The organism is Zunongwangia sp. HRR-M8 (assembly GCF_027594405.1).
Lineage (GTDB): Bacteria > Bacteroidota > Bacteroidia > Flavobacteriales > Flavobacteriaceae > Zunongwangia.
On the sequence record NZ_CP115161.1, the window covers coordinates 3,692,222 to 3,718,436 of the forward strand.

Genomic DNA, 26,215 nt, shown 5'->3' on the forward strand with positions numbered 1-26,215 from the left:
AAATAAATTTAAAGATGAAAAAATACATCAGTTTTAAATTTCTGGTATTCCCAATACTTTTATGTAGTCTGCAATCTTGTTTTGTAGCTAAAGAATACGAAAGACCAGAAGTTGTTAAAGAAGAAAACTTCAGAACAGATAATCTGCCACAGGATAGTATTACTATGGCAGATGTCTCTTGGAGAGATTTATTCACCGATCCTGTTTTACAACAATACATTGAAGAAGGATTGGAGAATAATATCGATATTAGGGTAGCTTTACAGCAAATTCTTGCTTCAGAAGCATACCTTAAACAAGGAAAAGCAGGTTATTTCCCTACATTAAATGGTAACGCTACTTTTACGAGAAACTATTTTTCTAAAAATAGCCAGATGGGGTTACAATTAGGGAACGTTCCCAGTGGATCTATAGGAGATCATATAGATCAATATGAGATTTCTGGAAACCTCTCTTGGGAAGCTGATATCTGGGGTAAAATTAGAAGCAACAAAAGAGCTTACGAAGCCAGTTACCTTCAAAGCGTTGCTGCTCATCAGGCAGTAAAAACGCAACTTATTTCTAGTATTGCGACAACTTATTATAATTTGCTTTCTTTAGACGAGCAGATTAAAGTAACCAAGCAAACGATAGAAAACCGTAAAAATAGCCTTGAAACCAACAAAGCGTTAAAAGAGGCTGGAAACGTTACTGCCGCTGCCGTAAAGCAAACAGAAGCTCAAGTATATACGGCACAGGCGATCTTAATAGATCTTAAAAATGATATGCGATTGATGGAAAATAGCATGTCTATCCTACTGGGTAAAGCCCCTATGGAAATAGAGAGAACGGAATTATCTGATCAGAAAATAACGACTGAATTAAAAATCGGTGTTCCAACTCAGCTACTAAGAAATCGCCCAGATGTGATCCAGGCTGAGTATAATCTTTGGAATGCATTTGAACTTACTAATGTAGCCCGAGCAAATTTCTATCCGTCATTAACGATCACAGCTACTGGTGGATTGCAAAGTTTGGATGCAGGAGATTTATTTGATACCAACTCACTGTTTGCAAATATAATTGGGGGCTTAACACAACCTATTTTTAACGGTCGCCAAATAAGAACGCAGCACGAAGTTGCAGAAGCTCAACAAGAGCAAGCACGTTTAAATTTTAGACAGGCGATTCTTACTGCAAGCCAGGAAGTATCTGATGCGCTTTATAATTACGAGGCTGCGAGTGAAAAAATAGAGGTTAAAGAAAAAGAATTTGACGCCTACAGCACTGCAACAGATTATTCTGAGCAATTGCTTAATAATGGATTAGCGAATTACCTTGAAGTATTAACTGCAAGAGAAAATACGCTGAATTCTAGATTAGACCTTATTAATGCTAGATATACGCAACTAAATTCTTTAGTTAATTTATACGAAGCATTAGGTGGTGGATGGCAATAATTTGAATTTTTGTTAATTGTTGGAAATAGCCCCGTTTTTTTCAAAGAATCGGGGCTGTTTTATAATATTTATTTTTTTCAGAAATAAAGACAGTGCATTAAAAAGTTATACTTTTGCTTATCCGATTTTTTTCATCAATCATCACAAATTCTTCGAATATAAATAACAAAGTTTATGGGGAAATTTTACGCTATAAATTTTTATAGTTTTTCTAATCAACATCCATTTTTAAGCAAAATCCTTAAACAAATTATTTTCTGGATTTTAGCTTATGGGCTGTTGTTTCTAATAATTCATCTTACCGCGTTATCTGTTCTACAGGCTATTGGCAAATCAACCAATATTTCAATTACAGGTGTGTTGACTCTATTTTTAGGATTAGGTGCATTTTTAGGTGTTGCTCTTGGATTTATTGACCATTTTCTAAAAAATTATATCTTCAGAAATCGATCTTTAGGATTTAATATTCTGGCGGGTGGTATTCTTTATTTTTCTGTGCTAACCTTTATTATATCTTTTATAAGATACGTGGTTGTAGAATATGCCGATGATTCATTCTTAAACGAATACACTGAAAATATTATTAGAATGAATTGGAAATTCTACAATATTATCATTCTAAGTTATACGTTGTTTATGACTTTGGTTCTAAGTTTTATCAACCAGATGACGAACAAATTTGGTCCTGGCCTAATTTTACCATTTTTATTGGGAAAGTTCCGTTATCCAACCGAGGAGAATCGACTTTTTATGTTTCTGGACTTAAAAGATTCAACACAATTAGCAGAAAAGCTAGGACATGTACAATACAGCGCATTTATCCAGGAAAGCTTTATGGACATCAATCAAATGGTAAAAAAGCATAACGCGCAAATCTATCAATATGTTGGAGATGAAGTTGTAATAGGTTGGCCATTAAAATGGTTTGATTCTACTGAAGCAATAAGATTTTTCTTTGCCGTCCACAATCGATTTCAGCAGAAAAAAGAACATTATCTTAAATCATACAATCATGTTCCCGTGTTTAAAGCAGGAGCTCACCAAGGATTGGTTACAGCTGTAGAAGTTGGAGACATAAAACGTGAAATTGCTTATCACGGTGACACTTTAAATGTGGCTGCCAGAATTGAAGGCCTATGCAAAACCTATGATAAATTAATTTTGATTTCTGGTAAAGTAAACGAGAACTCAAAAATTTCTAAGGAGTTTGAAGTAAAGCCTCTAGGACCGCAAAAACTGGAAGGAAGAAAAATGAGTGTAGATGTTTTCTCTATTACTGAAAAATAAGGCAAAAACTTAACAATTTTGAATTTTCCAATGATCTTGAATTTGCTAAATTTACCTAAAACCAATAATTAATGAGCACCTTTGGAGACATCATCGCCGATGAAAAACCTGTTTTAATTGACTTTTATGCAGATTGGTGTGGTCCTTGCAAAACGCTTGGCCCAATATTAAAAGAGGTGAAAACAGAATTGGGAGAAGACATCAAAATCATCAAAATTGATGTTGATAAAAATCAACAACTTGCCGCCAAATATCAGGTGAAAGGTGTTCCCACAATGATGCTTTTTAAAAATGGCGGGCAACTTTGGAGACAATCTGGTGTTTTACAAAAACAAGAGATTATTGATATTATTAAATCTAAAGCTTGATTTTATTGCATCTATAATCCTAAATCTTCAATAGAGAAAACTCCTATTTTAGAAAAATTAGACTTCATATTTTCGAATTTTTCTACAGAAAAAAAGAATAAAAACGCCTAATATTGATTCTAAACTACCAGTTTTTATAAGGATTTTTAATTAGTTGAGAATTGTAATATTTGGCTTGCCCAGTTACTTCGTCACCCAACCAATCTGGTTTTTTAAAAATCTCTTTTTCACTTAAAAGTTCTACTTCAGCAACAATTAAACCTTCATTTTCGCCGTAAAATTCATCTACTTCAAAAGTATGAGCATCAGATTTTACTAAAAACCGAGTTTTATCGATCATTCCGGGTTCACAAAGTTTCAGTAATTCTTCAGCTTCATTCTTATCGATTTGCTTTTCCCATTCAAAACGAGTTAATCCCGCTTCATTATTCTTCCCTTTTACTGTAATATAGGCTTCTTCATCTCTTATTCTAATTCTTACTGTACGCTCGGGATTTGTATTTAAAAAACCTTGTTGTATTCGGCTTTTGTTATATGCCGCTTTTTTAAAATCTTCAGAATTCACTAAAAATTTACGCTCAATTTCTACCATCGTATGTTGTTGCGAGTTCGCTTATTTTATTCGATTTAATTATCGAATCTGGATATCCATAATTAGCAACTTCGATCATCGTTTTTGCAATATGAATCGATTTTACAGATCGATATTTTTTTAATTTCCCTACAAGCATAAAATTAAAAATTTTAAAAGCATGCGTGGCAAGTTTTTCAAAAAAACGCTTTTCTGTTCGATCACCAACAATTAATGCAGGTCTGATAATATAAATATTGGGAACATTTTTTACCATGACATCCTGCTCCATTTTACCTTTTGTTTGATTATAAAAGATTTTACTATTCGCATCGGCTCCCATAGCAGAGATTACGATAAAACATTCTGCATTATTTTTGGCTGATAGTTTTGCTGCAGTGACAGGAATCCCATGATCTATTTTTTTGTAGGTTTCTTTATCGGGCGTTTTGGATTTAGTGGTACCGATACAGCAAAAGACATGATCGGCTATAAAATTGTCCTTATAATCTTCTAATTTAAATAGATCGACCAGATGCTCTTCAAGCTTCGCATCTTTTCTTCCTAAACTACTTCTGGAAAATAACTTTATCTTGGAATACGTGTTATTCTTAAGAAGTTCTTCTACCAAATTTCCGCCTGTTAAACCAGTAGCGCCCAATACAATTGCTGTCTTTTGCATACTCTAAGATTAATATACAACTAAATATAAGCAATTAAAGCAACTGTGCTTTTAGGATGGATGGTTTTAGCATTAAATTTGCAGTATAGTGAAAATGCGCAAGATTATTCATATCGACATGGATGCGTTTTACGCTTCTGTAGAACAGCTGGACAATCCCGAATTAAGAGGGAAACCCATCGCCGTTGGCGGGAGTTCACAACGTGGTGTTGTGAGTGCTGCTAGTTACGAGGCTAGAAAATATGGCGTAAAAAGTGCAATGAGTAGTGTTATTGCTAAAAGAAACTGCCCAGAGCTCATCTTCGTTAAAACCAGATTTGATCGTTATCGTGAGCTTTCGCAGCAAATTAGAAGTATCTTTTTTGAATATACAGATCTTGTAGAACCATTATCATTAGATGAAGCGTATCTTGATGTAACAAGCAATAAAAAAGGAAATCCCAGCGCCACCATGATTGCCAAAGAGATTCGGGCTAAAATCAAGGAAAAAACGGGATTAAATGCTTCGGCAGGAATTTCAATTAACAAGTTTATTGCAAAAGTAGCAAGTGATTTTAATAAGCCTAATGGGCAAAAAACTGTAAATCCTGAAGAAGTTGAGACATTTTTAGAAGCACTGGAAATAAGAAAGTTTCATGGTGTTGGAAAAGTGACTGCTGAAAAGATGTACAGACTTGGAATATTTACCGGAAAAGATCTAAAATCGAAATCTGAGGAATATCTTGCAGAACATTTTGGCAAACACGGTTCCTATTATTATAATGTTGTACGTGGTATTCATCTAAGCGAAGTTAAACCTAATAGAATGCGAAAATCACTTGGTGCAGAGCGCACATTTAGCGAAAATATATCTTCAGAAATATTTATGCTGGAAAAGCTGAATAGTATTGCTGAGGAGATTGAAAAGAGATTGAAAAAAAGTAAAGTTGCCGGAAAGACTGTGACACTTAAAATAAAATACAGTGATTTTAGTTTACAAACACGTAGTAAAACAATCTCTTATTTTATTTCAAGTAAAGACCTCATTTTAGAGCTCGCTAAAGAGCTTTTGTACCAGGAAAAGATGAAAGATTCTGTGCGGCTCTTGGGGATTTCACTTTCTAATTTAAATACAGATAAACCCTCTAAAAAGGAAGAAGAACAGAAAGAAATAATTGTTCAGTTGAAGTTCGATTTTTAAATAGAATCAGCAAAAAAGCTAGTAAACTATCTATTTGCAAGCAAACAACCCATTTGTTAGCAACAAATTTACCATTTAAAGGCAAGCCTTGGGGATATAAACCCCTTTGGCGATACCAATAAAAAAAGCTCCGAAAAATCGGAGCTTTTTTTATATAAAATTGAATCTAAGATTATTCTATTTCAGAAACTCTAAGCGTATTTACCATTCCTTTAGAGGTAATTGGCATAGCAGCCAGGTTGATCGTAAAATCTCCCTGTTCTACAAAACCATCTGATTTTGCGATACTGTTGATGTCATCTATAGTTTCATCTGTTGTACTGTATTTGTCGTAATAAAACGCCTGAACTCCCCATAGTAAACTAAGACGATTAAGGATAGTTCTATTAGAAGTAAATACAAGAATATGGCTTTCTGGACGCCAAGCTGAAATTTGGAAGGCCGTATAACCACTATTAGTTAGCGTACAAATTGCTTTAGCCTTAATTTCGTTAGCCATATGTGCTGCATGATAACAAATAGATTTAGTTATATATCTTTTTGTGCGAACATGTGGCGGCTCATGCGGAACTTTAATTAACGGCGAATTCTCTACACTCCTTAAAATTGAAGCCATTTTTTCGATAACCTGAACTGGATATTGCCCTACTGAGGTTTCTCCACTTAACATAACTGCATCAGCTCCATCCATAACAGAATTTGCTACATCATTAACTTCTGCTCTAGTTGGTGTTAAACTGGTAATCATGGTTTCCATCATTTGGGTTGCGATGATCACCGGTATACGGGCTTTTTTAGCTACAAGAACTAATTTTTTCTGAATTAATGGAACTTCTTGCGCAGGAATTTCAACTCCTAAATCACCTCGAGCTACCATTAACCCATCACAATAAGCCGCAATTTTTTCTATATTCTCAACACCTTCTGGCTTTTCAATCTTAGCAATAATCGGTATTTTATATTCCGTATGCTCTTTTATTAAATCCTGAAGTTCAATAATATCTTTCTCATGTCTAACGAAAGAAAGTGCAATCCAGTCTACCTTTAAGCTACATGCAAATTTTGCATCCTCCACGTCTTTCTCGGTAAGCGCCGGTAAAGAAATATTTGTATTAGGAAGATTAACGCCCTTATTAGATTTTAAGGGACCACCCTGAATTACTTTTGCTTTAACTTCGTTTTCTTTATTCGTGTTTACAACTTCGAATATTAATTTACCATCATCTAAAAGAACTCGCTCCCCTTCGTTCACATCTCTAGGAAAGGCAGCATAATTCATGAAAACACGTTCTTTAGAACCTTCAAATCGCTCTCCGGTAGCAAAAACAATTTCGTCTCCAGGTGACACCACGACACCTTCTTCCATTTTTCCAACTCGTAATTTCGGACCTTGTAAATCTGCAAGAATTGCAGCATTGTACCCTTTCTCTTCATTTAGCTCTCTAATCATTTGCACACGATCTTTTACATCACTGTAATCGGCGTGTGAAAAATTAATTCTAAACACATTTACTCCAGCTTGGAGCATATCGTTTAAAGTTTGTTTTGAGCTAGTTGCTGGCCCTAAAGTAGCAACTATTTTAGTCTTCTTATTTGTTGGCATTATTCAAAAATTAGATTTTGTTTGGATTTTAACTGATCCACATGGATCTTATAGGCAGCCTGTACCTGCGGAATACGTCCTATCTGGTTCACCAGTTGATGAACCTGTTGATCTTCTATATTTTCTTCTATCTTCAAAAAAAAATCAACTTTCTTATACTGAAGAATAAGATTAACCTCTAAGGGTCTTACTTCTTCTTCTAAAAACAGAGATCCGGCATTCAAAATTTTTCTGGATTCTCCTTTAAATTTATTACTCACCAGGCTATAATCTCTATAACTGCTAAGGTCTTTGTATGTAAATAAAGCATACATTGCCTGAACATCTTTATGATTGAAGTCTACATCAAACCGACTTCTCATCAATTTCAAATTTAAATATCGATTCAGCAAAAAAGCCATTTTATAAGGCTCTAAATTAGCATAAATCGCTATTAATTTAAAGTCCTCTTCTTCAATCTCTTCAAGCATCATTCGATGTGCATGCATGCTTATCTCACTTTATCGATAAAGATAAAATATCGATGACAAAATTAAAGGTTAAAATTGAATAATTTTCACAAATTTTAACGAAAACGTTGTAGTTTCAACGAATTTGACAAAAATTAATTGATTTTATTTTGAAGTGCATAATAAGCGCGCTTGGAAGCTTTTTCTTCCGCTTTCTTTTTAGAGGTAGCTCTAGCCTTTGCTATTACTTTTTTATCTATCCATAATTTTACAGCAAAATGTTTAAGCTCATCATTGCCGGTATCCTCGTAGACTTGATAATTAAATTCCTTTTTTTTCTTTTGGCACCATTCTATCAATAAGCTTTTGTAGCTTATTACGCGACCTTCTAAAGTCTCGATATCCACGTAAGGTTCTATTACCCGATAGTAAATAAATTTATTACAATACTTATACCCTCTGTCAAGATATATAGCACCTATCAAGGCTTCAAAAATATTACCATGAATATTTACCCCAAATTGATCATTAGGAATGTTAGATTTAACGAATTTAATTAAATTCATATCTTTTCCTAATTCATTTAAATGCTTCCTACTTACAATTTTAGAACGCATTTTAGTGAGGTAACCTTCATCTCCGTCTGGAACTTCTTTAAAAAGATGGGAGGCAATTACAGAACCAAGCATAGCATCGCCTAAGAATTCTAATCGCTCGTAGTTTATAGCGTTACCCTCTTTATCTTTAATGTTTAAAGAACGATGTGTAAAAGCTCTTTCATAGAAAGAAAGATTTTTTGGCCTAAAGCCAAGTAACTTATGGAGGGAATCAAAAAAATTCCCGCCCTTTGAAGAAGAACGGGAATTTAGTATGTTTCGAATAACACTCATTAAAGCGCTACTCGTTTAATTTTTTAAAAGCTACACAGGCATTATGCCCACCAAAACCAAATGTATTACTCATCACGATGTTTAAATCTCGTTTTTGAGGTTTATTTAAAGTTAGGTTTAACGAAGGATCTATATTTTCATCAACATTCTCGTGATTGATAGTTGGTGGCACAATACCATGCTGCATAGCCAGTATACTTGCTATTCCTTCTATCGCTCCAGCGGCACCTAAAAGGTGACCTGTCATCGATTTTGTTGAATTAATATTTATATTCTTCGCGTGATCTCCAAAAACTTTAGTAATAGCTTTCAACTCGGCTACATCACCTAAAGGTGTTGATGTACCATGAGTATTAATAGCATCGATGTCTTCAGGTTTTATACCTGCATTATGCAAACAGTTCTCCATCACTCTTACAACACCATTTCCTTCTGGATGTGGTGCCGTCATGTGATAAGCGTCTGAAGATAGACCACCGCCAATTACTTCAGCATAAATTTTAGCGCCTCTTGCTTTTGCATGCTCATATTCTTCTAATATAAGCGCACCGGCACCTTCACCTAGAACAAAACCATCACGAGTAGCATCAAAAGGTCTTGAAGCTGTCGCGGGACTTTCATTTCTGGTAGAAAGCGCATGCATGGCATTAAAACCTCCCATACCTGCAATTGTTACTGCAGCCTCTGAGCCTCCTGAAACAATTACATCACTATATCCCAATCTTATGTTATTCAATGCATCAATCATTGCATTGGCTGATGAGGCACAAGCCGACACCGTAGTGTAATTAGCGCCCATAAACCCATGTTTGATAGAGATATTACCAGGGGCAATATCAGCAATCATCTTAGGAATAAAGAAGGGATTAAATCTTGGAGTACCATCTCCCGCCGCGAAATTTAAAACTTCGTTTTGGAAGGTTTCCAATCCACCAATTCCAGCACCCCAGATAACACCAACACGATATTTATCTACCGTATTAAGATCTATACCAGAGTCTGCAATAGCTTCATCTGAAGCTACCATGGCATATTGGGTAAATTTATCCAGTTTTCTCGCTTCTTTTCGATCGAAGTGATCTAACGGGTTAAAATTTTTGAGTTCACAAGCGAATTTTGTTTTGAACTTTTCGGGGTCGAAATGCGTAATAGCGCCACTACCACTTTTACCATTAACCAAGCCGTCCCAATATTCGCTAATATTGTTACCGATTGGGGTAAGGGCACCCAAGCCCGTTATTACAACTCGCTTTAACTCCATATGGTTCTTTTAATTTTTATTTTTTCGCGTCTTCAATATAAGAAATTGCTTGACCAACTGTCGCGATATTTTCAGCTTGATCGTCTGGAATCTGAATATCGAATTCTTTTTCGAATTCCATGATTAATTCCACAGTATCTAATGAATCAGCACCTAAGTCGTTTGTGAAGCTTGCTTCATTAACAACCTCGTTCTCATCAACACCCAATTTGTCAACGATAATCGCTTTTACTCTTGATGCAATGTCAGACATAATATTTTATTTTAATTTTGATTAGGTGGCAAAAATAAAAAACTTTATTTTAAAACCGATTTTTACTTTAAAAATGTGAGGTGAATTTACATATTTTTCGATGAAAGAGATTAACTTTATATCCTAATAATTGTTAACAGCCTTATTTTGAGCGACCAACCACAAAATAACAACACAAAAAAAATAGTGATATTTGCTTCGGGTTCAGGAACGAATACCGAAAATATTATACGCCATTTTGAAAATTCTTCAAAAATAAATGTAGCAGCAGTTTTTTCTAACAAAAGAAATGCAAAAGTACTACGGCGTGCATACAATCATGATATAAAAGCATTGTATTTTGATCGAGATGCACTTTACCATTCTAATGAAGTTCTTCATGTACTAACAGATATAAATCCAGATCTTATCGTATTAGCAGGATTTTTATGGATGGTACCTACAAATATTATCGAAAATTTCCCAAATCGTATAATTAACATCCATCCTGCATTACTACCTAATTACGGAGGAAAAGGAATGTACGGCATGCGCGTTCATCAGGCTATCCTAAACAATAAAGAGAAAGAAAGCGGCATTACCATTCATTTTGTAAATGAAGATTACGACAAGGGTGAGCATATCTTTCAGGCTAAAACAATTATTGAAGAAAATGATTCTCCAGAAAGTCTTGCGTCTAAAATTCATGAGTTAGAGCATCATCATTTTCCGTTAGTAATCGAAAAAATTCTACTTAAAGAATCTTAAAAGTTGCAAGAACAAGTTCATATTTATACTGATGGAGCAGCCCGTGGCAATCCAGGACCGGGCGGTTATGGCATAGTGATGGAATGGGTAGGGAAGCCCTACAAAAAAGAATTTGCACAGGGATACAGACATACTACTAATAATAGAATGGAACTTTTAGCTGTTATCCACGCACTACAGAAGCTTAAAAAACCAAATTTAAATATCAGAGTATTTACCGATTCTAAGTATGTTGCAGATGCTGTTGAAAAAAAATGGGTGTTTGGATGGGAGAAGAAAAATTTTAAAGATCGTAAGAATGCAGACTTGTGGCAGGAATTCTTAAAAGAATATAGAAAGCATCAAGTTTCATTCACCTGGATTAAAGGTCACAACAACCACCCACAAAACGAAAGATGTGATGCTTTGGCAGTTACAGCATCCAAACAAAAAAGCCTTCCAGAGGATATTGGTTTTAAAAATTAAATTTGTAAACCTTCTAAATTAACTTTTGGTTTACAGCTTGAAAAACAAACTGTATATTTGCAGCATAATTTTTGAATGCAATTATGAGCAAACTAGTTATTGTAGGAACTGTAGCCTTTGATGCTATCGAAACTCCTTTTGGAAAAACAGATAAAATTCTTGGCGGTGCAGGGACTTACATTGGCCTTTCGGCTTCAAACTTTAATGTAGACAGTGCAATTGTATCTGTTGTTGGTGGTGATTTTCCTGAAAAATACCTAGACCTTCTTTCTTCAAAAAATATCAATATTGAAGGGATTGAGGTTATTAAAGAAGGTAAGACTTTCTTTTGGAGTGGAAGATATCATAACGACTTAAATACTCGTGACACTTTAGATACACAGCTTAATGTACTGGCCGATTTTAATCCGGTAGTTCCTGAAAATTATAAGGATGCGGAATATATAATGTTAGGAAACCTACATCCTTTAGTACAACTTAGCGTTTTAGAACAAGTTACCAACCCAAAATTAGTAGTTCTAGACACCATGAACTTTTGGATGGACAATGCTTTAGAAGAACTTAAGCAAGTAATCGCTAAAGTTGATGTTATCACCATTAATGATGAAGAGGCCAGACAACTTTCTGGTGAATTCTCTTTGATTAAAGCTGCAAGAGTGATTGAAAAAATGGGCCCAAAATATGTAGTAATTAAAAAAGGAGAGCATGGCGCTTTACTTTTCCATAAAGAAAATGTGTTTTTTGCCCCTGCCTTACCTTTAGAAGAAGTTTTTGACCCTACCGGAGCCGGAGACACCTTTGCGGGTGGCTTTATAGGTTATCTTGCACATTCTGAAGATATTTCTTTTGAAAATCTTAAAAATGCAATTATTTATGGCTCTAATTTAGCTTCGTTCTGCGTAGAGAAATTTGGAACCGAACGTATGAAAGAACTTTCGCCCGAAGAAATCGATAAACGATTAGAAGAATTTAAAAAACTCACACAGTTTAAAATAAATTAAAATAAACATACGCCCTGTAATTTCAGGGCTTTTTTTGTTACTAAGGCATAAACAAACCCCACACAGAGCAACAATACAATTATGAGTGACGCGATTAAACACGAATGTGGAATTGCACAGGTTAGGCTGTTAAAACCACTAGAATATTATAAAGAAAAATACGGTACTGCTTTTTACGGTGTAAATAAGATGTATCTTTTAATGGAAAAGCAGCATAATCGTGGGCAGGATGGTGCCGGTTTTGCCAGTATTAAACTTAATGTACAGCCTGGGGAACGTTATATAAGCAGAGTTCGCTCTAACCAATCGCAGCCAATACAGGATATTTTTGAGCAAATAAATCAGCGTATTAATGATGAAATGCAACAACATCCTGAATATGCCGATGATGTTGCGCTTCAGAAAAGAAAGATTCCTTATCTGGGCGAGTTATTTTTAGGGCATGTTCGATATGGCACATTTGGAAAAAATAGTATCGAAAGTGTACATCCTTTTCTAAGACAAAACAATTGGATGCATCGTAATCTTATTGTGGCTGGTAACTTTAACATGACCAATGTTAATCAGTTATTCAACAACCTCATTAAACTGGGGCAGCATCCAAAAGAAAAGGCAGACACCGTTACGATCATGGAAAAGATTGGCCACTTTTTAGATTCAGAAGTGCGCAAACTTTATAAAAAATTAAAGAAAGAAGGATTTACCAAGCAAGAAGCATCTCCTCATATTGCTGAACAATTAAATGTAGCCAAAATACTTAAAAAATCTTCTAAAGATTGGGATGGCGGTTACGCTATTGCCGGTTTAATGGGCCATGGTGATTCTTTTGTGTTGCGTGATCCATCGGGAATTAGACCTTGTTATTATTATAAAGATGACGAAGTTGTAGTAGTCGCTTCAGAACGACCAGTAATTCAAACCGTCTTCAATTTAAATTTTGAAGATATTAAAGAACTTGATCCTGGCCATGCGATTATTACCAAGAAAAACGGAGAGGTTTCTATCAAAAAAATCATAGAACCTTTAGAAAGAAAAGCATGTTCTTTTGAGCGTATTTATTTCTCTAGAGGTAGTGATGCTGAAATCTATAAAGAACGTAAAATGCTTGGTAGATTATTAATGCCTGAAGTTCTTAAGGCTATTAACTACGACACCATTAATACCGTTTTCTCTTTTATACCGAATACCGCAGAAACTTCTTTCTATGGAATGGTTGAAGCTGCACAGGACGAATTGAATCGCCAGAAAAATGAAGCGATCTTAGAAGAAAAGGAAACCTTAACAGACGAGCGACTTCAGCAAATTCTTGAGTATCGCCTAAGAACCGAAAAAATTGCTATTAAAGATGTAAAGCTAAGAACCTTTATTACTGAAGATAGCAGCCGTGATGATCTTGTAGCTCACGTATATGATGTTACCTACGGCGTTGTAAAACCAGAGGATAATTTAGTGATTATCGACGATAGCATTGTGCGTGGTACTACATTAAAGAAAAGTATCATAAAAATGATGGATCGCCTAAATCCTAAACAAATTGTAGTTGTTTCTTCTGCACCGCAAATTCGATACCCAGATTGCTACGGGATTGATATGGCACGCCTTGAGGATTTAGTTGCCTTTAGAGCGGCACTAGAATTACTAAAAGAGAACGACAATTACCAACTTGTTGAAGAAGTTTATAATAAGTGTATAAAACAAGTTGACTTAGAAGACAAAGAGGTACAAAACTTTGTAAAAGAAATTTACGATTCATTTACCGACGAGCAGATTTCAGAAAAAATATCTGAGCTTTTAAGTGAGCCAACAGTAAAAGCTAATGTAAAAGTTATTTACCAATCTGTAGATAATTTACATAAAGCATGTCCTAAAAATCTGGGTGATTGGTATTTCACAGGAGACTATCCTACACCGGGAGGTAATAGAGTGGTTAACAGAGCTTTTATAAACTTTTTTGAAGGAAATAAAGACAGAGCATACTAAATAGTGTATTTCAACCATTATATAAGTCTTTCATCTAAAAGATTTTAGACCAATACCCATATTATCTATATTAGACCTGCCATAAAATTTAAGTAGGTTAAGTTCATGGTAGATTTGGGGCAAAAAAGGTGGATGTAAATCCACCTTTTTTATTTTATTGCCTTTTGAAAATCCTTCATTATAGAAAGAACACTGGAGTCTCTTATTCAGAATAAGACACAAAAAAGGCCATTCTTACGAACAGCCTCTTTCGAACTTTAACAATTAATTACTTAATTATTTTCCTTTAGCGTAGCGACTTGCTACTTCTTTCCAGTCGATTACTTCAAAGAAAGCATCTATATAAGCTGGACGTTTATTTTGATAGTTTAGGTAATATGCATGTTCCCAAACATCCAATCCTAATATTGGTGTTCCGCCGCATCCTACTTCAGGCATTAGTGGATTATCCTGATTTGGAGTAGAGCAAACTTCTAACTTTCCACCATCATGAACACATAACCATGCCCATCCAGAACCAAATTGTCCTGCAGCAGCATTAGAAAATTCTTCTTTAAAAGCTTCAAAAGATCCGAATGCACTATCAATAGCAGTTGCTAGATCTCCCTCTGGCTTTCCTCCTCCATCTGGAGACATGATTTCCCAAAAAAGGTTATGATTATAATAACCACCACCATTGTTTCTAACAGCTGTGTTAGATAAATCAAGATTTTTAAGAATGTTCTCGATAGTTTTTCCATCAAGATCAGTTCCGTCAATTGCTTTATTTAGTTTTGTGGTATATCCACTATGATGTTTATCATGGTGAATTTCCATTGTTTTTGCATCTATATGTGGCTCTAACGCATCGAATGCATATTTAAGCTCTGGTAACGCAAATGCCATAGTTTTATTTTTTTTAGTGATTAGTATTAAATTCTACTCAAATTTAAGTATTAACATGTGTAATGAAAATATTTAAGTGTTATAATATACTTAAAAGCTTAGGCATTTATAAAATCAATTTTACCTTACCTTTAATCACTAATTCATTCTTTATTAAATAAAAATTGGCCAATAATTTTACAATATACAATGCTTCTGCAGGATCGGGAAAAACCTTTACTCTGGTTAAATCTTATTTAAGTCTACTCTTCAAATCTGAAAAAACCGACACTTACAAAAACATCCTCGCAATCACCTTTACCAATAAAGCGGTTGCAGAGATGAAAACCAGGATTGTAGAAAGTCTTTATGCATTTACAAAAAACCCGGTTCCCGCCAACTCTCAAGCCCTTTTGGAAGCAGTCGCGCAGGAAACCAATAATTCTACGGAAGTAATTCAGCAAAAATCGGTTGGAATTTTAAAGAATATCATTCACAATTATGCTGCTTTTGAAGTTTCTACGATCGATGGGTTTACCCATCGTGTGCTACGCACTTTTGCAAAAGATCTGGGATTACCTGTAAATTTTGAAGTTGAACTGGATACCGAAAAAATATTAAACGAAGCTGTAGATCGCTTAATAAATCGTACCGGAAATGACGAAAAGCTCACTAAAGTTTTGGTAGATTTTTCCCTAAGCAAAGCCGATGAGGATAAAAGCTGGGATATTGGTCGTGATTTACTTGATATTGCAAAATTACTGGTAAACGAAAATAATCAGTTTTATTTAGAAAAACTTCAGCCTAAAACGCTGGAAGATTTTGAAGCTTTCAGAAAAAAATTAAAACAACAGCTTAAAACAAATCAAGTTGAAATTGAGCAAAAAGTAGATCAATTTTTTCAGCTAATCGAAGATCACGGAATCGATCCTACAGATTTTAGTGGGCAATATCTACCAAAACACTTTCTAAAACTTAAGGAAAACGGAATTCCTAATTTTAGCGCAAAATGGGTAGAAAAACTAGAAAACGAAGGTATTTTACCTTTAAAAAAAGGGAAAATGTCGCTTGGAGATGCGATTCAACCGCAAATTTCAGATCTGTTTTTACAAAGCAAAAATCTGTATTTTTCTTTAGAATTTTATACTGAAATCGGAAAACGCCTTACCCAACTTTCATTATTAAACGCCTTAAATCGAGAAATTCAAGAAATAAAAGAAGAGCGCCAAATTCTACTAATTTCAGAATTTAATCCAATGATTAGCGCCCAGGTTAAAGACCAGCCGGCGCCGTTTATCTACGAGCGTTTGGGCGAGCGCTATCAAAATTATTTTATCGATGAGTTTCAGGATACCTCGCAAATGCAGTGGGAAAATTTGATTCCGCTTATCGATAACAAGCTTTCAATGGAATCGTTGCCAGAGGAAACTTCAAGTTTAATGCTGGTGGGCGATGCCAAACAATCGATCTATCGCTGGCGTGGCGGTAAAGCCGAACAGTTTATTGATCTGAGTAATGAGGGGAATCCCTTTCAGATTGAAAAACAGGTGTATAATTTACCCGATAATTATCGAAGCTCGGCTGAAATTGTAAATTTCAACAATAAGTTTTTTGGTTATGCAGCCGATTTTCTTGGGCATCCCGAATACAGCAAATTATTTAAACAAAGCGCCCAGAATCCAAAAAAATCGGGATTAGGTTACGTGAATATCGGTTTTATTGAAGCTGAAAACAGTGAGGAAGAACAGGAAGTTTATCCTGAAAAAGTGATCGATATTATTAATAATCTTGATGCTAAAGGTTTTAAACGATCTGATATTTGTATCCTTACCCGAAGAAAAAAAGAAGGTGTTGCAATTGCTTCAGCTTTAAATGAAAAAGAGATCGATGTGGTTTCTTCAGAAACTTTACTGATTTCGCGCTCTCCAGAAGTTCATTTTATATGTGATCTTTTAAAATTCTCGATCACACCGGAAAATAATGAACTCAAATTATCGATTTTCGGTTATATACAGGAGTATTTATTGCAGCTTGAAGATCCACATTCTGTAATTTCAGAAAAAATAAAAGAAAACGGAAACGACTTTTTTAACTGGTTGCAGCAATATAATTTAGATTTTAACCTGGATTTCTTAAATGAATATTCGGTTTACGAAAGTTGCGAATTTATAATAAGAAGTTTTGGATTGGTTAAAGATTCGAATGCCTACATTCAGTTTTTTCTTGATTTTGTGTATGAAACCACCCAAAAAGATACTGAAGGTATTCAGGGGTTCTTAGAAATTTGGGATCAGGAACATGAAAAGCTAAGTATCATAGCGCCGCAGCAGGAGAATGCGGTCACAATCATGACCATTCATAAAGCAAAAGGACTGGAATTTCCTATTGTGATCTATCCTTTTGCGAATTCAGATTTTAAAGACACGCGTAAAGATTCGCTTTGGGTTCCGCACGATGGAAGTTTGGGCGATATCCCGGCAAGCTATATAAATGCGTCTTCAAAAATGGAAAATTGGGGTGAAATACCGGAAGCTTTATTTACACAGCTACTTTTTCAGAATGAATTGGACACCTTAAATGTTTTATACGTTGCCTGTACCAGGCCGGTAAAACAGCTTTACATTTTATCGAAATTGGATTTGGATAGAAGCGGCAATGAAAATCCTTCGAAAACTTCAGGATTACTTATTGGCTATTTAAAACGAAATGGCGTTTGGGACGACGAGCAAACTAATTATGAGTTTGGTGAGATTGAAGCTCCAACTTCCGAAGAAAAGAAAAATTCAGGAATTACTTTACAGCATTTTTATTCTTCAGCAACACAAAACCATGCGGTAAATATTGTAACGCGTTCCGGAAGTTTGTGGGACACCAAGCAACAAGAAGCTATAGAAAAAGGAGAAATAATCCATGATCTTCTAACCGATATTAATACGGAAAAAGATGTAGAACCGGTTATTAATAATGCGATCGCTAATGGAATTATTACTGAAAAGGTTTCTGAAAAAATTAATGATTTACTGAAGCGCATTGTAACCCATCCAGATCTTAAAGAATATTTTTCTGAAGAGTCAATAAATTATAACGAAAGAGATATTCTTACTGAAATCGGACAGCGCTTACGACCAGATCGATTAAATTTTAAAAATAACATCGTAACTATCATCGATTATAAAACCGGTGCTTTTGATGCAAAGCACGAACAACAAATTACCAGCTACGGGGATACTCTTATAAAAATGGGATATCAAATCGACAAGAAAATACTAGTTTATACAAACAAAGCGATTTCTCTTAGGTTTGTGTAGCAGAGATACTAATTTTGCAAAAAAACGAATTAACTATGTACGGATCTATTAAAGAACACCTTCAAAACGAAATAGAAGATATTAAAGACAATGGATTGTTTAAAAGAGAGCGTATCATTACGACTCCGCAAGACGCTGTTATAAAAATAAATACGGGGCAGGAAGTGATAAACTTTTGCGCCAATAATTACTTAGGCCTTTCTTCGCATCCAGAAGTTATCCAGGCCGCTAAAGACACGATGGATTCTCATGGATTTGGAATGTCTAGTGTTCGTTTTATTTGCGGAACTCAGGATATACATAAAGAATTAGAGCAAAAAATCGCAGATTTCTACGGAACTGAGGATACCATTTTATACGCTGCCTGTTTTGATGCTAACGGCGGAATTTTTGAACCACTTTTAACCAAAGAAGATGCGATCATCTCAGATTCGCTGAATCACGCTTCGATTATCGATGGCGTTCGTCTTTGTAAAGCAGCGCGTTATCGCTACCAAAATGGGGATATGGCAGATCTTGAAGCGCAACTTAAAGCAGCAGACGAAAATGGCGCGCGTTTCAAACTTATCGTAACCGATGGTGTATTTTCTATGGACGGGCTTGTAGCGCCATTAGATGACATTTGCGATCTAGCAGATAAATATGATGCCTTGGTAATGATCGACGAGTGCCACGCGACCGGATTTATTGGAGAAAAAGGTATCGGAACTTTAGAAGAAAAAGGAGTCCTTGGGCGCGTAGATATTATTACCGGCACGTTAGGTAAAGCTCTTGGTGGAGCAATGGGAGGTTATACCACCGCTAAAAAAGAGATTATCGAGATCTTAAGACAACGCTCGCGTCCATACTTATTCTCAAATTCCTTAGCGCCATCTATCGTTGGTGCTTCATTAAAGGTTTTTGAAATGCTAGAAAAGGATGATAGCTTAAGAACTAAACTTAAAGAAAATACGAAATACTTTAAACAAGGGATTAAAGATGCAGGTTTCGATATTATAGATGGAGATGCGGCAATCGTACCGGTAATGCTTTATGATGCAAAGTTATCTCAGGAAATGGCAGATAAACTTTTGGAAGAAGGTATTTATGTGATTGGTTTCTTTTATCCGGTTGTTCCAAAGGAAAAAGCAAGAATTAGAATACAATTATCGGCAGCACATCAAAAAGAACACTTGGATAAAGCCATCACCGCTTTCACCAAAATTGGTAGAGAGCTAGGTGTTATAGATTAACTAAGTTTTGTGATTTACCAAATAGATTCTTAAAGAACCTATAAAAAACAGGGGTTTGATTCGAAATATGCCACCAAATCGATAGTATTATTAAGAAAACTTTATTACAGCAAACTTTGGTGGTGAACACCCACCACCTAATTTTGCATTTATAACACTTAAAACTAAACTATTGATATGAAACATCTTTCCAAATTAATCGTGCTATCGATGGTCGTTCTTGGGATTAGTTCTGCAACGGCGCAGGATGAAAACAACCCTTGGGCGGTAAGCATTGGTACTAACGCTGTGGATTTTTACCCTACTGGTAATGGAGCTCCACTTAGTAACGGTATGTTCGACGAATACTTTAATACTGGTGATCACTGGAACATTCTTCCATCTGTATCCCAACTTACCGTTGGTAGATATATTGGTGCTGGATTAGTTGCAGAAATTGACGGTACAATTAACCAAATTGATAAATTTGGTGATCGTTCTGTAGACGATTTATCTTACTACTCTGTAGATGGGTCTATTAATTACTCTCTAAGAGCAATGCTTAACGACGGATGGTTTGATCCTGTAGTTGGTGTTGGTGGTGGTTACACCTGGATTGGTGATCAAGATGGTGAAGATATGGAAAATCTTGATGCTCCTACTTTAAACGGTAGCTTAGGGATTAACTTCTGGTTTACCGATAATCTTGCATTATTTGTAGAATCTAAATATAAGCACTCTTTTGAGCCTGAAATGGGACAACATTTCCAACACAGTGCAGGTATCAAATTTATGTTTGGTGGAACTGATACTGATGGTGACGGAATCTATGATAAAGACGACGAATGTCCAGAAACTCCAGGTCTTCCTGAATTTAACGGATGTCCAGATTCTGACGGTGATGGTATCCCAGACAAAGATGATGAATGTCCAAACACTCCAGGTCTAGCTGAATTTAACGGATGTCCTGATACTGATGGTGATGGCGTTCCAGATAAAGATGACGAATGTCCAGAAACTCCAGGGATGGTTGAATTTAACGGATGTCCAGATTCTGATGGTGACGGCGTTCCAGATAAAGATGACGAATGTCCAGAAACTCCAGGTCTAATCGAATTTAACGGATGTCCAGATTCTGATGGTGATGGTGTTCCAGATAAAGACGACGAATGTCCAGATGTTGCTGGTACTGTTGCAAACAATGGTTGTCCAGAACCAACTGCTGAAGTTGTAAAAGAACTTAACGAATACTCAAATACTGTTTTATTCGATTTCAATAAAGCAACAGTTAGAAGTGAATCTGAAGAAGCTTTAAACTCTATCGCAGATATCATGAAAGAATACGACAATACTGTATTCCATATTGAAGGTCACACAGATAGCGTAGGTAACGACGATTACAACCTAAAACTTTCTAAGGAAAGAGCTGCTTCTGTAAGAGAATATTTAATTGGAGCTGGTATCCCTGCAAACAGATTAACTTCTGAAGGTTACGGTGAATCAAGACCAATTGCTACTAATAATACTGCTGCCGGAAGACAGGAAAACAGAAGAGTAGTTATTTCTCTAGATGAAGACAAAGAAATGAAGTAATCTAACAGTGTTAGTCACTTTATAAATTTTACAAAAACGCGCTGAAACCTCAGCGCGTTTTTTATTTTTATAGTATGAAATCATTTATCCGTCAGGTCTTAGAAAAGCTTCTAAAAGAAGAAACTCCAATTTCAGATATTATCTTTGTGCTACCCAGTAAAAGAGCTGGTGCTTTTCTTCTAAACGAGTTAAGTTTGCTTTCTTCGGAAAGTATTTTCGCACCAAAAATTTATAGCATTGAAGAGTTTGCTGAAGAAGTTTCCGGTTTAAAATCTATAGATAATACCACTACATTATTTGAGTTTTATGAGGTATATCAAAAACTTACTTCTAAGGAAGAATTGGAAAATTTTGAAACCTTTCTCGCCTGGGCACAAAGCCTGATTCATGATTTTAATGAGATCGATCGCTATTTGATTGATGCTGAAAAGTTTTTTGATTACCTGGCCGATATTCAGGATATTAATCACTGGTCTAAACAAAACCGAACTGAACTAATTGAGAACTACCTGAAGTTTTGGGCGCAGTTACCTCAATATTATCAAGTTTTAAAAGAAAATCTAGTCGCCAAAGAGCAAGGCTATCAAGGCTTAATTTATCGAGCCGCAGCAACTAAAATACCAGAATACACTTCAGAAAATGCTAATCACAATTATGTATTCTTAGGATTTAATGCGCTTAACTCTGCAGAGCAGATTATTTTTCAAGAATTATTAGAAAAACAACTGGCTACAGTTTATTGGGATATTGATAATGTTTTCCTGAAAGATTATCATCACGAAGCTTCTCTGTTTATCCGTGAATATTTAAAAGATTGGCCATTTTATCAAGACAACCCGCTAAATCCTGGCATCGAAGAATACAACAAAGAAAAAGATATATCAATCACCGGGATTCCCAAAAATGTAGGACAAGCGAAATATTTAGCTGAATTACTAGCCGATAAAAGCGAAGCTGAATTAGAGAAAACCGCCATTGTTCTGGGTGATGAAAGTTTGTTGTTGCCTATTTTAAATAGTTTACCGCCCAATGTAAAAGATTTGAATATCACCATGGGATTTCCGCTTAAAAATGCTCCCGTAACTTCGCTATTCAATTCTTTATTCGATCTTCATACAAAATCGGGTTCCAGCTATTATTATCGAAATGTGATCGCGATTTTAAATCATCCTTCTTTGCATCAAATATTAAAACCCTATGCTTCTAAATTTATTCAAAAGATAAATAAAGAAAATACGGTCTATTTGAAATTGGAAGATATTCAGGACAATTTTCCCGAGGATCTTAAAGAGTTTATCGGATGGTGTTTTAATGACTGGAAAAATTCAGCCAAAATTGCTATCGAAAATTTTCAAAATATTGTTTTCAGCATTAAAAACATTCTAAAAGAGGAGCAAACAAGTAAACTACAATTAGAGTTTTTATATCATTTTCATAAACTTTTTAATCAGCTTCAGACCTTAAATAATACGTATCCGCATATAAATAGTTTAACGGCCTTACGCAATTTTTATAATGAAATAATGAGCACGCAAAGTTTGGATTTCCAAGGACGACCTTTTAAAGGGTTGCAGCTTATGGGAATGCTAGAGTCTCGTGCACTCGATTTTGAAAACGTAATTATCACTTCGGTTAATGAAGGGACTTTACCTTCAGGAAAATCGAATAATTCTTTTATTCCTTACGATCTTAAAAAATCTTATAATCTGCCTACATATCGCGAGAAAGATGCAGTGTACACCTATCACTTTTACCGACTTTTGCAGCGAGCTAAAAAAGTCACCTTGCTCTATAATACCGAAAGTGGCGGATTAAATTCCGGAGAAAAAAGTAGATTCTTAACGCAGCTGGAAATCGAAAAACAACCAAAACATGAGCTGAAGATTAATACGGTTTCGCCAAAAGTTCCAAAAGTGAATAACGAACTGAAGGTAATCGAAAAAACTCCCGCCATGATCGAGAAATTAAAAAGTCTCGCTAATTATGGATTTTCGCCTTCAGCTTTAACTAGTTATATACGTAATCCGCTTGATTTTTATTATCAATATGTGCTTGGGGTTAAAGAGGAAGAAGAGGTTGAAGAAACCGTTGCCTACAACACCTTAGGTACCGTAATTCATGACAGTTTAGAGGAATTCTACCAACCTTTGGAAGGACAAGTTTTAACTGAAGCTCATATTCTTGATTTTAGAAAACGAATTGGGAAAGAAGTAGCCACTCAGTTCCAGAAAACTTACACAAAATCGCCTATTTTAAAGGGAAAAAATTACTTGATTTTTGAAATTGCAAAGCGCTATTTATCAAACTTCTTTGATCTCGAAAGCAATCGTTTAAAAAACGGAGAAGAGATAAAAATCGTTAAAATTGAAAAAAATCTAAAAACCAAAATCGCTGTTCCTGAACTTAATTTTCCGGTTTATATTAAAGGAAAAGTGGATCGCGTAGAAAATTGTAACGGTATCACCAGAATTATTGACTATAAAACTGGAAAGGTCGATCAAAGTAAAATAGAAATTGTAGATTGGGAAAACATCACTACAGATTACGATAAGTACAGCAAGAGTTTTCAGGTACTTGCCTATGCTACCATGATGAAAAACGAAGAAAATATTTCGCTTCCTTTAGAAGGTGGGATTATTTCTTTTAAAAACCTGAAAGGCGGTCTGCTAAAATTTGCCAAGCGAGAGAAGCCTAGAGGAGGTTCTAAAGATTTCTCTATAAGCGAAGACACTTTCACAGCGTATCAAGACCAATTAAAAAAATTAATTACTGAAATTTGCAATCCGGCGATTCCTTTCACCGAAAAAGAAATTTAGAATTTATGGAAGTTACGAAAAAGAAAAATATCCAGATTGAAGGAAAACACGACAAACCGATACTTTGTGATGTGTTTTATCAAGACGACCAAAAACCAAAACCCGTAGTGATTTTTTGCCACGGTTATAAAGGATTTAAAGATTGGGGTGCCTGGGATAAAATGGCAGAAACCTTTGCAGAAAAAGGTTATTTTTTCGTGAAATTTAATTTTTCACACAATGGCACAACTCCAGAAAATCCAACCGAATTTTTGAATATAGAGGCTTTTGGAGACAACAACTACATGATAGAATTAGACGATCTGCAATCTGTAATCGATTGGATCCTGTTGCCAGATTTTCCTCAGGCCGTTCAGATAGATGTTAGCCATATTAATCTTATTGGGCATTCTAGAGGTGGTGCTATTGCCATCATTAAGGCTGCAAACGAAAAACGTATCACGAGACTGGTAACTTTTGCAGCACCAACAGATTTGGGCGCAAAATTTCCAAAAGGAGAAGAATTGGAAAAATGGGAAAAGAAAGGTGTACAATATATTGTTAACTCTAGAACAAAACAACAATTGCCACACCACTACCAATTCTACAAGAATTATAAAGAAAATAAAGAACGCCTAAACGTTAAGAACGCAACGCAAAAGCTAGATGTTCCGCATATGATTGCTCATGGAAGTAATGACACTACGGTTTCCATTTCTTCTTCAGGAGAATTATTCGAGTGGAGCCCAATCTCTAAGCTATTACTTGTAGAAAACGCTAATCATGTTTTTGAAGCTACACATCCCTGGGAAAAAGATGAACTACCAGAGAAACTTCAATATCTTTTAGACAGAACTTTTCCATTTTTAGAGGCAGAAGTTCAAGCGCTGGTTGATGAATATGGTGACTCTGATGATTAACGCATTTTTATAGAAAATCACAATAAACCTCCTCTTTCTTTATGATTGCAGGAGGTTTCTTTTTTTCTTTTCCTTTTGAAACTATCTTTGAAAAAAATTACAATAATGAAACGATTTGTTATAGCCCTACTAATTTGCCTAAGCACAGCGGCCAATGCTCAGTTTAATGAAGAAGGAAACCTTTATTACGAAGAAACGATAACTACCCAGGGGAAATCTCAAGAACAAATCAAAGAAAAGCTACACGAATGGCTTTTAGCTGAATTTAAGCAATCCAACATAAAAGCTTCTAAAAATACAGAAGATGAAATGATTGCAGATATTACTTCTAAAGTGAACGTCAAACAAGGCGATATTACCACCAAAATGGATATTTACTTCGGAATTTTAAGCAGTTTCAAGGATGAAGAGTGTACTGTTCAGTTAAGTCATATTGATATTGGTCCAACCCAAACACCAGTTAATATTGATTTTCCAGATTTTGGATCTTTTAAAAAAGAAATGCAGGAAACAGTAAATCGACTAAGTGGAAATGCTAAAGCTAAAAATCAGGCCATTCTAGATGATGAAAAGAAAATTAAAAGCATTTATGAACGTGGATTACAAAATCATGAAAACATGCTCGCTTCTGTAAAAACATATATTTCTGGAGTAGTAGAAAGAATGAAAAAGACCATAAAATAAAAAACCCCGCAGTTGCGAGGTTTTTGTGGAGAATATCGGAGTCGAACCGATGACCTTTTGGCTGCCAGCCAAACGCTCTAGCCAGCTGAGCTAATCCCCCGTTGGATGCCAGCAAATTTATAAATTTTATCCATATAAAAAAGTTTTTTAAGATTAATGATACAAACTGCCCTACCTAAAGATTTAGCTGAAATCAAACAACTTACAGAGCGTTGCGCCCAGGCAATGATTGCAAAAGGAATTAACCAATGGAACGAGAACTATCCTACAGCAGAAAAACTTGCAAGCGATATTCAGAAAGAAGAATTATTTAAATTTTTAAATGAGGAAAATGAACTTATGGGTATCATTGTTTTAACACCTAATATGGATGATGAGTACATCCCAATTAATTGGCTTACCAAGAATAAAAATAACCTTTACATTCATCGTCTTGCCACCGATCCTTCTTTTTGGGGACTAGGTAACGGTAAAATTCTAATGGATTTTGCTGAAGAATTTGCAAGAGATCACAATTACGATTCAGTGCGTTTGGACACTTTTAGCCAGAATAAAAGAAACCAGCGATTCTACGAATCTCGAGGTTATCACCGTTTAGGCGATATTTTCTTCCCGATGCAAAGTGAACATCCATTTCATTGCTACGAACTAGTTCTTTAAAAAA

At 35.3% G+C, this 26,215-nt stretch carries 23 protein-coding genes and 1 tRNA gene; 15 read left to right on the forward strand and 9 right to left on the reverse strand.

Going from position 1 to position 26,215, the window contains the following annotated elements:
• Window positions 1-14 precede the first annotated feature (14 nt).
• From PBT89_RS16085 to trxA, 3 genes are all read left to right on the forward strand, one after another.
• A complete protein-coding gene (locus PBT89_RS16085) occupies window positions 15-1,439 on the forward strand; it encodes an efflux transporter outer membrane subunit (protein WP_270062721.1) in 1,425 nt (474 codons plus the stop codon).
• Window positions 1,440-1,613: 174 nt separating this feature from the next.
• Window positions 1,614-2,726 carry an adenylate/guanylate cyclase domain-containing protein gene (locus tag PBT89_RS16090; RefSeq protein ID WP_270062722.1) on the forward strand — a complete coding sequence of 371 codons (1,113 nt, stop codon included), beginning with the start codon at window positions 1,614-1,616 and terminating at the stop codon, window positions 2,724-2,726.
• Between the two features lie 71 nt (window positions 2,727-2,797).
• On the forward strand, window positions 2,798-3,094 hold the full coding sequence (trxA, locus tag PBT89_RS16095) for a thioredoxin (RefSeq protein ID WP_270062723.1): 297 nt from the start codon (window positions 2,798-2,800) through the stop codon (window positions 3,092-3,094).
• A 124-nt stretch (window positions 3,095-3,218) separates the two neighbouring features.
• On the opposite strand, the gene PBT89_RS16100 is transcribed toward trxA, so the two are convergent.
• Window positions 3,219-3,686: a CYTH domain-containing protein gene (locus tag PBT89_RS16100; RefSeq protein WP_270062724.1), complete on the reverse strand. Its 468-nt coding sequence runs from the start codon at window positions 3,684-3,686 to the stop codon at window positions 3,219-3,221.
• Window positions 3,673-4,347 (reverse strand): NAD-dependent epimerase/dehydratase family protein, encoded by a 675-nt coding sequence (locus PBT89_RS16105; protein WP_270062725.1) that lies wholly within the window; start codon window positions 4,345-4,347, stop codon window positions 3,673-3,675. The genes PBT89_RS16100 and PBT89_RS16105 overlap by 14 nt, the downstream gene beginning before the upstream one ends.
• 94 nt (window positions 4,348-4,441) lie before the next feature.
• Between PBT89_RS16105 and dinB the strand changes: the two genes are divergently transcribed.
• Window positions 4,442-5,527 (forward strand): DNA polymerase IV, encoded by a 1,086-nt coding sequence (gene dinB, locus PBT89_RS16110; RefSeq protein WP_270062726.1) that lies wholly within the window; start codon window positions 4,442-4,444, stop codon window positions 5,525-5,527.
• A gap of 172 nt (window positions 5,528-5,699) precedes the next feature.
• Here the strand turns inward: dinB and pyk are convergent, their stop codons facing one another.
• From pyk to PBT89_RS16135, 5 genes are all read right to left on the reverse strand, one after another.
• Window positions 5,700-7,130, reverse strand: coding sequence for a pyruvate kinase (pyk, locus tag PBT89_RS16115; RefSeq protein WP_270062727.1), 1,431 nt, complete (start codon window positions 7,128-7,130; stop codon window positions 5,700-5,702).
• Window positions 7,130-7,618, reverse strand: a complete 489-nt coding sequence (locus PBT89_RS16120; RefSeq protein WP_270062728.1) for an IPExxxVDY family protein — start codon at window positions 7,616-7,618, stop codon at window positions 7,130-7,132. Before PBT89_RS16120 ends, pyk begins: the two co-directional genes overlap by 1 nt.
• A gap of 116 nt (window positions 7,619-7,734) precedes the next feature.
• Entirely contained in the window at window positions 7,735-8,469 is a 735-nt protein-coding gene (rnc, locus tag PBT89_RS16125; RefSeq protein ID WP_270062729.1) for a ribonuclease III, read from the reverse strand.
• A 7-nt stretch (window positions 8,470-8,476) separates the two neighbouring features.
• A complete protein-coding gene (gene fabF, locus PBT89_RS16130; RefSeq protein ID WP_270059892.1) occupies window positions 8,477-9,730 on the reverse strand; it encodes a beta-ketoacyl-ACP synthase II in 1,254 nt (417 codons plus the stop codon).
• A gap of 16 nt (window positions 9,731-9,746) precedes the next feature.
• The gene (locus PBT89_RS16135; RefSeq protein ID WP_013069791.1) at window positions 9,747-9,983 is read right to left on the reverse strand and encodes an acyl carrier protein; all 237 of its coding nucleotides are present in this window, start codon (window positions 9,981-9,983) and stop codon (window positions 9,747-9,749) included.
• Window positions 9,984-10,130: 147 nt separating this feature from the next.
• Here PBT89_RS16135 and purN point away from each other — a divergent pair, with 147 nt between their 5' ends.
• The 4 genes from purN to PBT89_RS16155 all read left to right on the forward strand — a co-directional run bounded on the left by purN (window position 10,131) and on the right by PBT89_RS16155 (window position 14,176).
• Complete coding sequence (gene purN / locus PBT89_RS16140) at window positions 10,131-10,730, forward strand: phosphoribosylglycinamide formyltransferase (protein ID WP_270062730.1); 600 nt, start codon at window positions 10,131-10,133, stop codon at window positions 10,728-10,730.
• A 3-nt stretch (window positions 10,731-10,733) separates the two neighbouring features.
• The gene (rnhA, locus tag PBT89_RS16145) at window positions 10,734-11,195 is read left to right on the forward strand and encodes a ribonuclease HI (RefSeq protein ID WP_270062731.1); all 462 of its coding nucleotides are present in this window, start codon (window positions 10,734-10,736) and stop codon (window positions 11,193-11,195) included.
• 83 nt (window positions 11,196-11,278) lie between these two features.
• Window positions 11,279-12,196, forward strand: coding sequence for a PfkB family carbohydrate kinase (locus tag PBT89_RS16150; protein ID WP_270059889.1), 918 nt, complete (start codon window positions 11,279-11,281; stop codon window positions 12,194-12,196).
• Between the two features lie 81 nt (window positions 12,197-12,277).
• Window positions 12,278-14,176 carry an amidophosphoribosyltransferase gene (locus PBT89_RS16155; RefSeq protein WP_270062732.1) on the forward strand — a complete coding sequence of 633 codons (1,899 nt, stop codon included), beginning with the start codon at window positions 12,278-12,280 and terminating at the stop codon, window positions 14,174-14,176.
• A gap of 276 nt (window positions 14,177-14,452) precedes the next feature.
• Here the strand turns inward: PBT89_RS16155 and PBT89_RS16160 are convergent, their stop codons facing one another.
• Entirely contained in the window at window positions 14,453-15,061 is a 609-nt protein-coding gene (locus tag PBT89_RS16160) for a superoxide dismutase (RefSeq protein ID WP_270059887.1), read from the reverse strand.
• A 164-nt stretch (window positions 15,062-15,225) separates the two neighbouring features.
• On the opposite strand from PBT89_RS16160, the gene PBT89_RS16165 reads away from it, so the two are divergent.
• From PBT89_RS16165 to PBT89_RS16190, 6 genes are all read left to right on the forward strand, one after another.
• A complete protein-coding gene (locus tag PBT89_RS16165; RefSeq protein ID WP_270062733.1) occupies window positions 15,226-18,348 on the forward strand; it encodes a UvrD-helicase domain-containing protein in 3,123 nt (1,040 codons plus the stop codon).
• 35 nt (window positions 18,349-18,383) lie between these two features.
• Window positions 18,384-19,580, forward strand: a complete 1,197-nt coding sequence (kbl, locus tag PBT89_RS16170) for a glycine C-acetyltransferase (RefSeq protein WP_270062734.1) — start codon at window positions 18,384-18,386, stop codon at window positions 19,578-19,580.
• A 177-nt stretch (window positions 19,581-19,757) separates the two neighbouring features.
• Window positions 19,758-21,152: an OmpA family protein gene (locus PBT89_RS16175; protein WP_270062735.1), complete on the forward strand. Its 1,395-nt coding sequence runs from the start codon at window positions 19,758-19,760 to the stop codon at window positions 21,150-21,152.
• A 74-nt stretch (window positions 21,153-21,226) separates the two neighbouring features.
• A complete protein-coding gene (locus PBT89_RS16180; protein ID WP_270062736.1) occupies window positions 21,227-23,968 on the forward strand; it encodes a PD-(D/E)XK nuclease family protein in 2,742 nt (913 codons plus the stop codon).
• A 5-nt stretch (window positions 23,969-23,973) separates the two neighbouring features.
• Window positions 23,974-24,867, forward strand: coding sequence for an alpha/beta hydrolase family protein (locus tag PBT89_RS16185; RefSeq protein WP_270062737.1), 894 nt, complete (start codon window positions 23,974-23,976; stop codon window positions 24,865-24,867).
• 105 nt (window positions 24,868-24,972) lie between these two features.
• Window positions 24,973-25,551 carry a DUF4468 domain-containing protein gene (locus PBT89_RS16190; protein WP_270062738.1) on the forward strand — a complete coding sequence of 193 codons (579 nt, stop codon included), beginning with the start codon at window positions 24,973-24,975 and terminating at the stop codon, window positions 25,549-25,551.
• A 26-nt stretch (window positions 25,552-25,577) separates the two neighbouring features.
• Here PBT89_RS16190 and PBT89_RS16195 read toward each other — a convergent pair.
• Window positions 25,578-25,651, reverse strand: a tRNA-Ala gene (locus tag PBT89_RS16195).
• Window positions 25,652-25,707: 56 nt separating this feature from the next.
• On the opposite strand from PBT89_RS16195, the gene PBT89_RS16200 reads away from it, so the two are divergent.
• The gene (locus PBT89_RS16200; protein ID WP_270062739.1) at window positions 25,708-26,211 is read left to right on the forward strand and encodes a GNAT family N-acetyltransferase; all 504 of its coding nucleotides are present in this window, start codon (window positions 25,708-25,710) and stop codon (window positions 26,209-26,211) included.
• Window positions 26,212-26,215 lie beyond the last annotated feature (4 nt).